Source organism: Pedococcus sp. P2_F6, from assembly GCF_056403675.1.
Genome location: NZ_JBFUEZ010000001.1, coordinates 1,094,498 through 1,108,376, shown reverse-complemented (window position 1 = coordinate 1,108,376; position 13,879 = coordinate 1,094,498). Strand labels below are relative to the sequence as shown.

Here is a 13,879-nt window from a genome sequence, read left to right as displayed (position 1 = left end):
GCGACTATTATCGAGCCGTGGGGCCGGCGGTCGCCAGCGCTCGTGTTGGTGGTTGGTCAGCGGCTCGCGTGGGGGGACGTCAGCGGCTGGGGACGGACGCCTCCCGCCGGGAAGCAGGTGCGGCGTGGCAAGTCGACACAGTCTCAGTCGCCACAGTCCTCGTGACTTCGACCCCGTCGCCCTCGGGCGCCTGGAGACCCAGGCGTGGGCGAGCTACTACCGACGCGAGTGGGGCCCGGCCCTGCGGGCGTTCGTCGGCATGGTCGACCAGGGATTCGGCCTCGGACCGCGGCTGACGTTCGTCGCGGCGTGGCACGTCCTGCGCGCCAACAAGGCGTGGGCACCGGTGCCCCACAACGATCCTGACGCCGCGCGGGCGTCGATGCGGCGGTTCTACGAGCTCGTCCTCGCGCACTCGGACCTGACCTTCGACCCGCAGCGGGCATCGGAGCTGGAGGTCGAGTGGTGGCGGATCCACCGGGCCCACCAGCGTGCGGACTCCGCGACCCGGGGCGAGCTCGAGCATGCCCTGGTTGAGCTGTACGCCCACGTCTACTCGGCGCCCCGGTCGACGATGCGCGAAGCCGCTCGATGGCGGGCCGAGGCGATGGACCTGTCGGACGCGTGGGTGGCCGCAGGGTGCGACCTCGCCGACCCGCGACTCGCCGCCGAACGGCGCGCCCTGGTGGCCTCCTACGCAGCCCTGCTCGACTCGGTCTCACGGGTGCCGGCATGACCCGCGACGACCGGGTGCTCACCACCACCCGGGGCCTGGCGGCCTTCATCGCGCCGTTCCTGCTCGTGGCTTTCATCCTGCTCTACGGCTTCCCCGGCGACACCGCCCGCCTCTGGTCGTGGACCATCCAGGCACACATGACCTCGATGTTGCTGGCATCGGCTTACCTCGGCGGCTGCTACTTCTTCCTCCGCGTGGTCCTCCTCGAGGCCCATTGGGCGGCGGTGCGCGCGGGCTTCGTCTCGGTCGCCCTGTTCGCGACGCTGCTCGGCGTCGCCACGATCATGCACTGGGACAAGTTCTCCCACGACACGGTCGCGTTCTGGCTGTGGGCGGGGCTCTACTTCACCGCTCCCTTCCTGGTCGCGGCGGCCTGGCTCACCAACCAGAGGTATGCCGCGGAGCCAGCTCCTGACGCACCTCGCCTCGGCCGCGTGGCACGACGGTTCGTGGCCGACATGGGAGGGCTCGCGGTCGTGACCGGGCTGGTGCTTTTTGTCGCGCCGGCCTGGGCGATCACCGTCTGGCCGTGGCCGCTCACCCCGCTGACGAGTCGGGTGGTGGGCGCGACGTTCTGCCTGGGTGCTGCGGGGCTGGGGGTGCTGGTCGACGACCGCTGGGAGTCGGTGCGGCTGATGCGACGGGTGCAGCTCGTGATGTTCGCCCTGATCCTGGTGGCCGCCGTGCGGGCGAGGGACGAGTTCTTCACCGACCGTCCGCTGACCTGGGTGATGGCAGTGGGCTTCGTCGGGCTGTTCGCGGCCTCAATCGTGTCAGCAGTGCGGGACCCGGGTCGTCAGGGGAGTCGTGGTCGACACGAACGCTCTCGCGCGCGGTCGGCCGGGTCCTTGGCGGATGAGTAGGGGGCGCCCAGCGTCGGTCAGGCGAAGTCGACCAGGTCCATCCCCAACTGCGAGAAGCTGTAGGCGGCGATCGCGAAGTAGAACGTCCGGGCTGCGAAGGTCCCCACTGGCGAGGACGCGATCGGCCGGTGGAACAGTCGGCGCGCGACGAGCAGGACGGCGATGATCGCCGCGACCGTCGGGACCACGGCCACGAGCGGGTTGGCCGCGATCAGCACCAGGAGCACAAGCGGCAGGACCCACGCCGTCCTGCCTCGACGGGTCCACGAGTCCCGCTCCGCGACCTTGTCGACCAGCAGCGCGACGCCGTAGCCGAAGAGGAACGGCAGGGCGATGAAGAGCGCGAGGGCGAAGGCCTGCGGCTTGAGCGCGTGGAAGTCGATGCCGTCGTAGTGGATGGTCCCCGAGCCGCCGATCGCGGCGCTGGTGAGGGCGACCGTGAACCGGCGAAAACCCGGCGAACCGATCAGCCACGGCGCCACCGCGATGTAGGCGGCCGTCCCGATCACCCCGAAGGCGGCCCCGAGAACGGCAAGGTTGTAGGTGCCCGACAACGTGAACCGCCCGATGATGAAGCCGTCGTCGCTCAGCACGCCCCGCACGTAGTCGGGGGAGGTGAAGCGCAACAGGAACATCGCGAGCCGGCCGCCCAGCCCCAGGCACACCAATCCCCACCCGATTCCCACCACCCCGACAACCCGGAGGATCTCGAGCAGCTCGTGGAGGTATGTCGGTGGGTGCTGGTCGTCCCACCGCCCGTCGACGGCGAGGGTGCTGGCCATGGTGTCCCCTCTCCGTGCTGCTTCCTCCACGGTAGGTGCAGCAGGCCCACGCCCGGGTCGGCCATTGGTCGTAGCCGCGCGGCATACGACCCGAAATGCCCGAAAGCGTCTCAGGGTCAGCCCTGACCGTTCCCTGAGACCAACCTCACTGCGCGCGAAAGCCGTTGTACGACACCACGAACGCGGCTTACGGTGGAGCGAAACTGCGCCGAGCTGGGAGGTGCGACACCGGGTAGGGGAGAGGCGACAGCGATGGCACAGACACGGATCGGGGACGTCGGGCGGTTGGCGTGGTTCCCGTCATCGAAGGTGACCAAGTGGTTCGTCCTCGTCTTCTGGCTGGCGGTGCTGGCCGCGGCGTTCGGACCCGCGGGAAAGCTGCAGGGCGCCCTCAACAACGAGGCGGTCGCGTGGCTGCCAGCGGATGCGCAGTCGACCCAGGTGGTCAAGCAGATCGAGGCGTTCCAGAGCAAGAACGAGTTCCCGGCTGTCATCGTCTACGAGCGGCCCGGCGGGCTGACACCGGCGGACACCCAGTCGGTCACCGCCCAGGTCGCGAAGTTCAACGCCCTCGAGCCGGTCCGCAACGACTCCGTGGGCCCGATCCCCTCGCAGGACGGCAAGGCCCTGCAGGTGATCGTGCCGATCGACGCCGGCGATGCCGGGTGGGACTCGCTCGGCGCGACCGTGAAGGACCTGCGCGCCATCGCCCAGGACCGACCGGACGGACTGTCGATGCTGGTCACCGGCCCGGTCGGCTTCTCGGCGGACTCGTCGGAGGCGTTCTCCGGCATCGACGGCAAGCTGCTCTACTCGGCGATGACCGTCGTCATCATCATCCTGCTGCTGACCTACCGCAGCCCGGTCCTGTGGCTCATCCCGGTGATCTCGGCGGGCACCGCGCTCTTCGTCGCCCAGGCCGTCATCTACTTCCTCGCCAAGGACGACACCCTGACGGTGAACGCGCAGAGCTCGGGCATCCTCACGGTCATCGTGTTCGGGGCGGGGACCGACTACGCCCTGCTGCTCGTTGCCCGCTATCGCGAAGAGCTGCGTCGTCACGAGGACCGGCACGAGGCGATGGCCTTTGCGCTGCACCGCGCAGGGCCCGCCATCTTCGCCTCCGGCGCCACCGTCATCGCCGGCATGCTGTGCCTGCTGTTCGCGACGATGAACTCCACCAAGGGCCTGGGGCCGGTCGCGGCCATCGGCGTCGCGGTCGGGCTGCTGGTCATGCTGACGCTGCTGCCGGCGCTGCTCGTGGTCTGCGGGCGCTGGATCTTCTGGCCGGTGCGTCCGTCGTACGGCTCCGTCGACCACACCCGTGACGGCTTCTGGGCGCGGATCGGCGCCCGGATCGCCCGCGCCCCGCGGCGCACCTGGGTCGTCACGTCCCTGCTCCTGGCCATCGCCTCGCTCGGCATCCTCCAGCTGAACGCGGTCGGGTTGCAGAACAAGGACGCCTTCTACGGCACGCCGGAATCCGTAGTGGGAGAACAGGTCCTGGCCCGCCACTTCCCGGCCGGCGCAGGGTCGCCCGTCATGGTGCTGTCCAACGCCGACCAGGCCGCCGCCGTCGTGACCACCCTCAAGTCGGTCAAGGGCGTCGCCACGGTCGGTGACCCGGTGACCAAGGGCAACCTCTCGCTGATCCAGGCGACCCTCACCGACGCCCCTGACTCCGACGCGGCCACCCAGAGCGTCGACCGGATCCGCACCGCCATCGCCGAAGTCCCGGGGGCCAAGGCGATCGCGGGTGGTGACACCGCCACTCGAGCCGACACCCTGCGCGCGTCGGCCGACGACAACCTGCGGATCATCCCGCTCATCCTCGGCGTCGTGCTGCTGATCCTGATCCTGCTGCTGCGCGCCATCACCGCACCGCTCATCCTCATCGGCACCGTGGTCCTGTCCTACGGCGCGGCAATGGGCTTGTCGGCGTTGATCTTCCGACACGTGCTGGGCTTCGCCGGGGCGGACTCGTCGTTGCCGCTGTTCGTCTTCGTCTTCCTCGTCGCGCTCGGGATCGACTACAACATCTTCCTCATGACCCGCGTCCACGAGGAGGCCAAGGACATCGGCACGAGACGTGGCGCCCTCGTCGGGCTCGCCGCGACCGGTGGCGTCATCACTTCCGCCGGTCTCGTCCTCGCGGGGACGTTCGCGGTGCTCGCCACCCTGCCGGTGGTCACCTTCGCGGAGATCGGGTTCGCCGTAGCGCTCGGCGTCCTGCTCGACACGCTCGTGGTCCGGTCCGTCCTCGTCACGGCGCTCAACCTCGACGTGCGCGGGCGCATGTGGTGGCCGAGCAGCCTCTCCTCGCGTGACGCCTCGCTCGACGCTACGACGCCGACGGCCCCGGAGGAGACCGAGGCCACGCTCCAGCCCACCCACTGAGCAAGGTGAGGTATGCCGCGGGGCCGGGCCCCGCGGCATACCCCTGCCTTGGCCTGGGAGCCGAGGTCAGGAACCCGCGACTGGGACTCGCGTAACCCCGAGCCTGCGCGTCGCGTTAACGGTGCACCTACTGCTCCGTGGAGGAACCATGCTTCGCACGTCCCACCGCGCCACCAAGGCCGCGCTCACCGGCGCGACCGCCCTCGCCCTGATCGTGACTGGCGGGTATGCCGCGGGGGCGGCTTCCGCGACCACCGTCACCCTCCCTGCTGGGGTCGTTGGGGGAGACACCCCGGGCTTGGCCAGGCTGCTCGACAACGGCACGCCGAGCGGACGCGCGATCGCGACGTTCGACGGCATACCCACGGCCACCCAGGTGACCGCTCTCAAGGCCCTCGGCCTCACCGTGCAGCCCATGAAGCGGCTGCCGCTCGCGCTGGTGAGTGGCACGGTGGCGCAGTTCCGGTCGGCGGTGACCACGGGCGTGGCGAACGACGTCTATCCCGACGAGAACATCCAACTGCTCGACACCACGTCGTCTGATGCGATGGGTGGCGCCGCGCTGCGGGCCAAGGGACTCACGGGCAAGGGTGTCACTGTCGGGGTGGTCGACTCCGGTTGCGACGCAACGCATCCCGACCTCGCGCACCGCGTGAAGCACAACGTCTCGCTGGTCAGTGGTGAGTACGCCAACCTCCCCGCAGACTCGTCGACCACGCTCGTCGTGCCGGCTGACCAGGGGCCGTACTCGAACACGGATCTCGGGTCGGGGCACGGCACCCACGTGGCCGGGATCATCGCTGCCGACTCGAGCTCGGTGACGGACGGTTCACGCTACGGCGTGGCCCCCGAGGCTGAGCTGGACTGTTTCGCGATCGGCGCGGTCCTGTTCACCACGGCCGTCGTGACCGCCTACGACTACATGCTCGACCAGCCCGACCTGCTGGGCATCGACGTCGTCAACAACAGCTGGGGCAACTCCTACCGCCAGTTCGACCCGCGCGACCCGGTGGCCGTGGCGACGAAAGCCGTGGTGGACCAAGGCGTCACGGTCGTCTTCGCCGCCGGGAACTCGGGCTCCGAGAACGTCGAGCTGAGTCTCAACCCGTTCAGCCAGTCGCCCTGGGTGATCTCGGTCGCGGCTGGCTCGGTGGACCGGCACCGCGGCGACTTCTCGTCGAACGGCCTCACGCACGACAACTCGCAGCCGACCGGGATCACGGCCGGTGGCCACACCACGTACACCGGCGACCGCATCGGTCTCGTGCACCCGGACGTGACTGCACCTGGTGTCGACATCTCATCGACGTGCGACACGACCGGCACCGTCGTCGGCCCGTGCCCGCCGGGGGAGAACACCACCGCCTCGGGCACGTCCATGGCCTCGCCTCACATCGCGGGCGCGGCGGCGGTGCTGAAGCAGGCGAACCCGGCCCTCACGCCCGACCAGGTGCGGCTCGCGCTGCAGGCTACGGCCAGCCCGGTCACGAACGACGACAACACCGGCACGCTGCCGTTCTGGCAGATCGGCTACGGCTATGCGAACCTCGACAAGGCCGTCGCCCTGGTGAGTGGTCGCAGCTGGGCCAAGGACCTCGCCCGGGCCAGCGCCCAGGCCGACGCCCGCGTCCTGGCCGAGGACGGCTGGAAGGTCGCGCGCGGTGACTTCTGGACGTACGACAGCCCGCGCGCCACCGTGGGCGGCACCGACAGCCACACCTACACGGTGCCGGTCGGCTCTGGCGTGAGTTCGCTCAAGGTCTCGCTGTCGCACCCGTCGCTCGCAGCGGTGGGCATCAACGGCACGAGCTACACGGTCACGTTGAAGGACCCGTCCGGGGCTGTCATCGGCACGTCGACCGAGTCGTTCACCGAAGGGGCTGGGACGGCGACCGTCCAGGTGCCTGTCACCTCGGCGGGGACCTACACGTTCGACGTCGTCGGCAACTACGCCGTCTCCGACCCCGACACGCTCGACTCCGACAGCGTCGGTGGACGGATGGTGACCCTGCACGTGGCCCAGCTCCAGAAGGGCTGAGCCGGCTGGTTCCGATACGGCGCTGTTGTCCGGTCCCGCTGAAGGTTCGCTCTGAGCGGAAGGTTGTCCACAGATCGCCGGGTTGGGCGCCGGCGACAGCCTTGATGCCGCGGACCTGTGGACGGGCAACGCCGATACGGCGCCACAACGGCGCCGTATCGGCGTCGTTGTGGAGATACGGCGCCGTATCGGCGCCGTGACGGCATGCCTGGCTGAAAGATCGAAAGGTATTGAACAGCAAGCGAATTCGCGACGGGTGGATTCGCTTGGGTTGTCGGTAGGTCGGTCTAGCGTTGGGGTCATGGCAATCGCACCCGATGGCACGACGCGAGGACGGGCACCCCACGCTCGACCGGTGCTGGATGCTGCCCGGGAGTCGCGCGATGCGTTGGCTGGCGCCGGGGCGGGTCAGTTGTGGGCGTTGTCGGACGGCGAGGTCGAGGACGCCATGGCCACCCTCGGGCAGCTCCATGCAAGCACCGAGGCCCACTTGGCGGCGGTGCTGGTGGAGGCGAAGTCGCGTGGGCTCGGGGTGGGCGAGGGGTGGGGGGCTCACGACTGGGCGCGGCTGAGGGCGCCGGGGTTGAGCCCGCGGCTGCTGTCCGACCTGGACACTGTCGCGGGCTCCTACGGTGAGCCTCGGTTGGCGGGGGTGCAGGAAGCCCTTGCCGAGGGACTGGACCCGGAGGCGACCGATGCGCTGCCGGTGGGCAAGGCGGCCATGCTGGTGCGGTTCCACGAGGGTGTCCGCGGCATGGCCGACCCCGTCGAGCTGGAGGACGCAACCCAGCACCTGCTGACGGGGTCGCGCGGATACGACGGGATGTCAGAGAAGTCGCTCGCCATCGGGGTGCGCCGGACTGCCGACATGATGCGACCGGACCGGCTGATCGAGCACGACGCGGAGGTGAAGCGCGCGCATCGGTCCCTGGTGAAGGGCAAGGGCCCGATGGGGATGTGGCGCTACACGATGCTGCTGGACACCGAGGGCGCCGCGATCGTCGACGCGGCGGTCGATGCGCTGGCCAAGCCGCAGACCGACCCCGAGACGAAGGAGCGCGACCCGCGCACGCCCGGCGCGCGACGGGCGGACGCGTTGGTCGAGCTGGTCCAGCGGGCCGTGAGCGCCCCGGAAGGTGTGCCCCGCCAAGCCAAGACCAGCGTGGTCGTGACCATCGGCCTGGACGAGCTGCAACAGACCTGCCGCGGGGCTGGCCTCACAGTGGAGGGAGAACCCCTGTCCATCGAGACGATGCGTCGGCTGGCCTGCGACGCCGAGATCGTTCCGGCGGTGCTCGGTTCCAAGGGTGAGACTCTCGAGCAGGGCCGGGCCGTGCGGCTGTTCACCCAGGCCCAGATCCGCCACCTGTGGCTACGAGACCGGCACTGCACGTTCCCCGGCTGCACCAAGCCGCCGACCTGGTCTGACGCTCACCACCTCATTCACTGGGCAGATGGCGGTCCGTCCGACGTCGAGCACGGGGCGCTGCTGTGCCAGCGACATCACACGGTCGTGCACAACCACCGCTACGCCGGCGAGGTCGTCTCCGGCCCGAACGGTCCGTTCGTGCGGTGGGACCTGACGCCCGGCTCCTACGACACCTACCTCGAGGAATGGCGCGCCAGCCGCGCGTCAGAGCTCGATCCCGGCCGGAGCGAGACGCCGCCCCGACCATGAACCCGCTTCGCACCTCGCACGGCTCGTGCGGGGTGCGAAGCATGCCTGCGGGAGTGCCCGATCGGTCACATACCGGGGACGGGCTGGGCCTCGTGCACCTCGATGGTGCAACCGCCGGGCATGTTCAGGTGCGGGTGGCCCTGGGCGAGGGCGAGGGCGGCATCCAGGTCGGCGGCTTCGATGATGCTGTAGCCCACGACCTCGCGGGTGCTGGGCGAGGTGCCTTCGGGCGTGACCTGGACGCCGCCTGCGAGCGGGGTGCCGAAGTCGACCATGCCGTCGCCGACGCGGCCGGCCCACTCCATCCACTGGCCCATGACGGCTTCCATCTCGGCGGGGTCGGAGGGAGTGTTCTCGGCAGGGGTGGTGGGTGCGTGGTAGAGGAACAGGAACTTGCTCATGACTGGTTCTCCTTGAGTTGCGTGCTTGCCGCGGGGGGTGGCGAGTCTGACGGTGTGCGGTTGTGGGGACTGGTGAAGCGCCGGAAGGTGACAGGCCGTCAGGCGGGGATGCGCGTGCGGCCGGCGTAGGCGGCGAACCGCTCCACCGCGTCGGCATCCGCGGCTGGGGTGATCTCGTCGGCGAACGAGCTGCCCCGGCCCTGCGCGATGACGTCCCGCGTGAGGTCGTGGATGTAACCGGCGACCTCGTCGGAGACGCGCAGGTCCTGACCGGAGGCCTGGGCGAGGTCCCACCCGTGCAGCAGCAGCTCGAGCGGCAAGATGCTGGCCAGGAACATCGCGGGCACATCCGCGCCTCCGGGGCCGGCGACGGTTCCGTCGAGGTCGATCCCGCGCCAGGCGTCGATCGCCTGACCGGCGAGCACCGAGACCTTGTCCTCGAGCGAGCCGTCGGCGGGGACGGTCAGGTTCGCGCCCGCCATTCCCCCGAGCTGCACGAGGGAGCCGAGGAGGTGATCCGCGAGCTCGTGCGCAGTGAAGTCCGCGCACGGCGTGGGCTTGGGGCGGTCGGCCGGCGTGAGGTTGCGCAGGACGGGCTGGATGACAGCCAGGGCCGCCTCGGCCGCCACGAGGGGAGTGAGGTTCTCGGGTGCCCACGCCCACTCGTCCGCACCGGCGTCGCCCGTCGCGGTGAGCCGCTCGAGCCGCTCGAAGAAGTGGTTCCAGCCCTCGGCGTGCATGACGGCCTGCTCCTCGGTGAGTCCCTCGTGCACCAGCGTGACCAGGGAACCCTCGGCCGCCGGCTCGATGGTCACCGTGACGGTCGACGCGTCCTTGGGCAGGTCGGGGTTGCCCTCCCAGCCCCAGCCGAACACGACCCGGCGGCCCGGATCGACCTCGTGGTAGGTGCCCTCGGCGATGTGGCCGGGCGTCACCGTCCACCGGTAGGAGCCCCCGGCGCGCAGGTCGACGGTCGCCGACACGGTCTGCCACCGACGCAGCCGCTCAGGCTCGGTGATCAGCGCGAACGCCTCGTCGGGGGAGACGGGCAGGACGGCGGTCTTGGTGAAGCTCACGGGGTTCCCTTCATCTGGTGCGCGTCAGCGACGAGCAGGTCGAGTTCGGATGTCCAGAACCGGTCGATCTCGGCCTGCAACCGCTGCAGCCCGCTCGGCACGACCCGGTAGGTCCGCGTGCGTCCGACCTTCTCGGCCTCCACCAGCCCAGCGTCGGCGAGCACCAGCAGGTGCTGGCTGATCGCGGACCTGGTCACCGGGAACTCGCCGGCCAGGTCCGTGACGCCCCGTGGCCCGCGGGCCAGGAGCTGCAGGATGCGGCGGCGAGTCGGCTCGGCGGCGGCGGAGAGAGGATCATTCACAACACGCAATACGTTAGTCGTGACTAACGCATTCTGTCCAGCCCGTGACGGCTGGGATCCGCTGGGACAGCCCGAACCTGCGCGGGCGGTCGAAGGAGAGGTATGCCGCGCGGCGACCACGCGGCATACCTCTCCCTTGGGGTTGCAGGGGTCAGGGAGGGGTCAGGAACTGGCTGAGGAAGGCCCGTGCCGCCGGGGTGTCGAGCCGATAGCTCCACAAGGTCGTCTCGCAGTCGAAGCCGGCGTTGAGGTGGCGGGTGATGGCGCCGACCACCTCACGGCCGCCCACGGTCACGATGTTGGGCCCACCCGAGTCGCCGTAGCAGGCGCCGCCGTTCTTCTGCTGCGACACAATGAAGCCCGGCTGCAGCGTCTGGAACTCCAGGAGAGTCGTGCGGCGCTCGTTGGTGAAGGTGAAGATCCGCGGTCGTTCCACGGTGGTGGCGCCGTAGCCGACGATGCGGATGGGGTCGTGCGCCTCGAGCTGGCCACCCTTCTGGAAGGTGACGAGCTCGTCGAGCTTGGGCAGGTTCATGGGGGAGCGGTCGGTCACCGGACTCGTCAGGACGATCACGCCGACGTCGTGCGGGTCACTGCTCGGGGTCGAGCCGACAGCGGTGTTGTGGTGGGCAATCCCCGCCAGCGTCGGCGAGGCGTCGGTGATGACAGGGTCGAAGCTGACCATCGCGGGGTCGCCGTCCGGGATCTTGAAGATCGCGAAGCAGTGCTGTGCGGTGACGAACACCGTCGGAGCCGCCAGGAAGCCACTGCAGCGCGCCTGCAGGTGCCCGAGGCCGTCCACCTGGACCAGGGCACCGGTGCTGCGATGGGTGGTGTCGAGGGTGCCGTTGACGATCGCCGCCGCGGGGGAGGCAGCCAGGCCGAGACCGGCGCAGAGCACGGCGCCCAAGGTGGCGCTGGCGGTGACCAGGGCGGTGGGACGCTTCATGGCTGCCTCCTCCTCCGGCGACACCGGCGAGGGCAGGTTCCTCGGGCCCTGCCGCCGCCCCGACCGTACGCCGGCAGGGGCGGCCCACGCCTCCTACCAAGTGCGTAGGGTCGCCTTGACCCGCGGCCCTTTGCGCGCGGCATACCCGGCTTGATCCGGGTTGCTCCGACTGGCTGGGGATGGCGATGTATGGACTGGCCGTCAGCGGGCGGAGCGGAGGATGGCGACCGCGTCGCCGACCGGGCCGAGGTGGCCGAGCTTGTCGGGGTTGACGATCGAGCGGATGCCGATGATCTCGCCGTCGACGATCTCGAGGGCCCAGACACCCAGGATCCGCTCCTGGTCGTCGACGTAGATGGCTCCGGGGTCACCGTTGATCTCGACGGGCCGCATCGACACCTGGGGGAACCGCGCCAGCGCGCGCAGCCAGTTGGTCAAGGTGTGCGCGACCCGGCTACGACCGCGCAGCGACCGGGCCAGTGCCGGGACCTTGCCGCCGCCGTCGCCGGTGAGCTCGACGTCGTGGGCGAGCAGCGCCTCGAGCCCGGCGAGGTCACCGTGTTCGGCGGCCGCGAAGAACTTCGTCGCGAGCTCGCGCTGCCGTTCACGGGTGGTCTCGAACCGCGGTCGGCGTGCCTTGACGTGCTGTCGGGCGCGCGTGGCGAGCTGGCGCACGTTGTCCTCGGTCTTGCCCACGATGTCCGTGATCTCGGGGTAGCCGTAGCCGAACACGTCGTGCAACAGCAGCACTGCCCGCTGTTCGGGGGACAGGCTCTCGAGCAGCACCAGCATCGCCAGCGACAACGAGTCGGCGGTCTCGGCGTGCGCGGCCGGGTCGTCTGCGGCGTCGGTGACGATCGGCTCGGGGAGCCACTCACCGACATAGCGCTCGCGACGGGCCCGGGCGGAACGCAGCTCGTTGATCGCGAGCCGGGTGGTGATGGTGGCGACGAAGGCGCGAGGCGAGGCGATCTCCTCACCCGCCTCGAGGGACTGGTGCACCCGCAACAGCGCCTCCTGGACCACGTCCTCGGCCTCGGACACGCTGCCGAGCATCCGGTAGGCGATGGCGAACGCAGTGGGACGCAGCTCGTCGAGCAGTGCCTCCCGATCGCTCACGGGGTCTCCTGCACTCACGTCGTCACCTGGCTCCTGGTGCCCGGTGCCGTGCGCAGGTCACCGAAGCCTTCGCGCCAGCTCGGGTGCGACGGACTCCAGCCGAGCTCGCGCTTCGCCTTGGCGTTGGACGCCCCGCGCAGCTCGGTCATCATCACCGCTCCGATCTCACCGGTGAGCAACCGCCCCACGAAACGAGGCACGCGCATCGGCTCCTTGGCACCCAACGTACGCGCCAGGACCGGCAACCACTCGGCCACCGGCGCGGGCTCGTCGTCGACGACGTTGTAGACCCCCCGACGACCGTGGTTGATCGCCGCGACCGTCGCCTCGGCAGCGTCCTCGATGTGGATGAACGACCACACGCCCGCGCCGTCGCCCACTACGGGGAACTTGCGCCGGCGGACGGCCTCGGTCTGTTCGCCGTCCGGTCCGAGCGAGGTGCCCGGCCCGTAGAAGCCGCCGTAGCGGAGGACGACTCCCTCGGTCCAGGTGGCCGCGAGGACGGCGTCCTCGACGTGGCGGATCGCCGCAACCGTCTCGCGCATCTCCTTGGCCGGGCCCGGTCCGAAGGAGTCCTCCTCGGTCTTCACCAGACTTCCCGTGCGTTCGTATGCCGCGAAGAAGCTCTGCGCGACGAACCGCTTCACGCCGACTGCCTGGCCGGCCGACAGCAGGTGGTCCGTGCCCTCGGTCCGCAGCCGGTTGGTCATCGCGAAGGCGCGGTCGAAGTGCCGCAGGTCCATCGGGCCGATGGAGGTCAGCTGGTGGACGATCACGTCCGGCTGCACCCGGGCCACGGCCTCGGCGACCTGGTCGGCGTCGAGCGCGTCGGCCAGCACCGGGACGGCGCCCAGTTCGCGCACCAGCTGCTGGTGGGAGGCGTGGTGCGTCATGCCGTACACCTCGTGACCCGCCTCGACCAGCCGTGGCACGAGCTGGCGGCCGATGGCTCCGGTGGCTCCTGCGACGAAGACCTTCATCATTCACTCCCTTGTCCCATGAAAACGATCGCTGTACCCATCAAGACAGGACAGCCTTCGGAGCTGTGACAGCTGGTCAGGTGTCCTGGGCGGGAGTGTCCCCATCGCCGCGCAGGCGCTCGTTGTCCCGCAGGAGGTCGGAGTTGCGCGCCCGCAGCCTGCGGTTGCGCGTGGCGAGGTCCGCGTTGTCGTCCTGGAGCTCCAGCACCATGGCCACAGCCGTGAGGGGGATCCCGGACTCGGACAGCTCGCTGACGCGGGCGATCCGGGCGAGGTCGGCGTCGCTGTACCGGCGCGTGCCGCCGGCCGTGCGTTCCGGGCGGACCAGGCCTCTCTCCTCGTACAGGCGCAGCGTCGGGATGGGCACGCCGGCGAGGTCGGCTGCCACAGAGATCGTGTAGACCGGGCGGTCGGAAGGGCCCGTCGCAGCGGTCATACGACCCTCGATCGAGGGCTTGACAAATCCCGTGCCAGAGATTTACAAAATCTACAGAACATGACTGAGATTCTAGTGGATCGAAGTCGGGTTCGGCAGAACAGGACCCTCACAACACTGGA

Annotated in this window: 13 protein-coding genes; 5 read left to right on the top strand and 8 right to left on the bottom strand. The window is 69.9% G+C overall.

Translation table 11 applies throughout. The annotated features are described in order from the left end of the window. The first annotated feature begins 124 nt into the window (after positions 1-124). Both AC1DWP_RS05245 and AC1DWP_RS05240 read left to right on the top strand, forming a co-directional pair. On the top strand, positions 125-736 hold the full coding sequence (locus tag AC1DWP_RS05245; protein WP_477613379.1) for a hypothetical protein: 612 nt from the start codon (positions 125-127) through the stop codon (positions 734-736). Continuing rightward, positions 733-1,599 (top strand): hypothetical protein, encoded by an 867-nt coding sequence (locus tag AC1DWP_RS05240; protein ID WP_477613378.1) that lies wholly within the window; start codon positions 733-735, stop codon positions 1,597-1,599. The genes AC1DWP_RS05245 and AC1DWP_RS05240 overlap by 4 nt, the downstream gene beginning before the upstream one ends. Positions 1,600-1,616: 17 nt before the next feature. On the opposite strand, the gene AC1DWP_RS05235 is transcribed toward AC1DWP_RS05240, so the two are convergent. Next, the gene (locus tag AC1DWP_RS05235; RefSeq protein WP_477613377.1) at positions 1,617-2,381 is read right to left on the bottom strand and encodes a hypothetical protein; all 765 of its coding nucleotides are present in this window, start codon (positions 2,379-2,381) and stop codon (positions 1,617-1,619) included. A 252-nt stretch (positions 2,382-2,633) separates the two neighbouring features. On the opposite strand from AC1DWP_RS05235, the gene AC1DWP_RS05230 reads away from it, so the two are divergent. The 3 genes from AC1DWP_RS05230 (at position 2,634) to AC1DWP_RS05220 (ending at position 8,494) form a co-directional block, all read left to right on the top strand. Continuing rightward, on the top strand, positions 2,634-4,778 hold the full coding sequence (locus tag AC1DWP_RS05230; protein WP_477613376.1) for an MMPL family transporter: 2,145 nt from the start codon (positions 2,634-2,636) through the stop codon (positions 4,776-4,778). Positions 4,779-4,926: 148 nt separating this feature from the next. Beyond that, the gene (locus AC1DWP_RS05225) at positions 4,927-6,816 is read left to right on the top strand and encodes a S8 family peptidase (RefSeq protein ID WP_477613375.1); all 1,890 of its coding nucleotides are present in this window, start codon (positions 4,927-4,929) and stop codon (positions 6,814-6,816) included. A gap of 301 nt (positions 6,817-7,117) precedes the next feature. After that, positions 7,118-8,494: an HNH endonuclease signature motif containing protein gene (locus AC1DWP_RS05220; protein WP_477613374.1), complete on the top strand. Its 1,377-nt coding sequence runs from the start codon at positions 7,118-7,120 to the stop codon at positions 8,492-8,494. Between the two features lie 65 nt (positions 8,495-8,559). On the opposite strand, the gene AC1DWP_RS05215 is transcribed toward AC1DWP_RS05220, so the two are convergent. The 7 genes from AC1DWP_RS05215 to AC1DWP_RS05185 form a co-directional block, all read right to left on the bottom strand. Continuing rightward, positions 8,560-8,895 (bottom strand): YciI family protein, encoded by a 336-nt coding sequence (locus AC1DWP_RS05215; protein WP_477613373.1) that lies wholly within the window; start codon positions 8,893-8,895, stop codon positions 8,560-8,562. Positions 8,896-8,993: 98 nt separating this feature from the next. Continuing rightward, positions 8,994-9,971, bottom strand: coding sequence for a TIGR03086 family metal-binding protein (locus AC1DWP_RS05210; protein WP_477613372.1), 978 nt, complete (start codon positions 9,969-9,971; stop codon positions 8,994-8,996). Beyond that, positions 9,968-10,273: an ArsR/SmtB family transcription factor gene (locus AC1DWP_RS05205; protein WP_477613371.1), complete on the bottom strand. Its 306-nt coding sequence runs from the start codon at positions 10,271-10,273 to the stop codon at positions 9,968-9,970. Before AC1DWP_RS05205 ends, AC1DWP_RS05210 begins: the two co-directional genes overlap by 4 nt. 151 nt (positions 10,274-10,424) lie before the next feature. Beyond that, entirely contained in the window at positions 10,425-11,222 is a 798-nt protein-coding gene (locus AC1DWP_RS05200) for a trypsin-like serine protease (RefSeq protein WP_477613370.1), read from the bottom strand. A gap of 201 nt (positions 11,223-11,423) precedes the next feature. Continuing rightward, a complete protein-coding gene (locus AC1DWP_RS05195) occupies positions 11,424-12,341 on the bottom strand; it encodes an RNA polymerase sigma-70 factor (protein ID WP_477613369.1) in 918 nt (305 codons plus the stop codon). A 14-nt stretch (positions 12,342-12,355) separates the two neighbouring features. Next, positions 12,356-13,321 (bottom strand): NAD-dependent epimerase/dehydratase family protein, encoded by a 966-nt coding sequence (locus AC1DWP_RS05190; RefSeq protein WP_477613368.1) that lies wholly within the window; start codon positions 13,319-13,321, stop codon positions 12,356-12,358. Between the two features lie 76 nt (positions 13,322-13,397). After that, the gene (locus AC1DWP_RS05185; protein WP_477613367.1) at positions 13,398-13,757 is read right to left on the bottom strand and encodes a MerR family transcriptional regulator; all 360 of its coding nucleotides are present in this window, start codon (positions 13,755-13,757) and stop codon (positions 13,398-13,400) included. Positions 13,758-13,879: the final 122 nt, after the last annotated feature.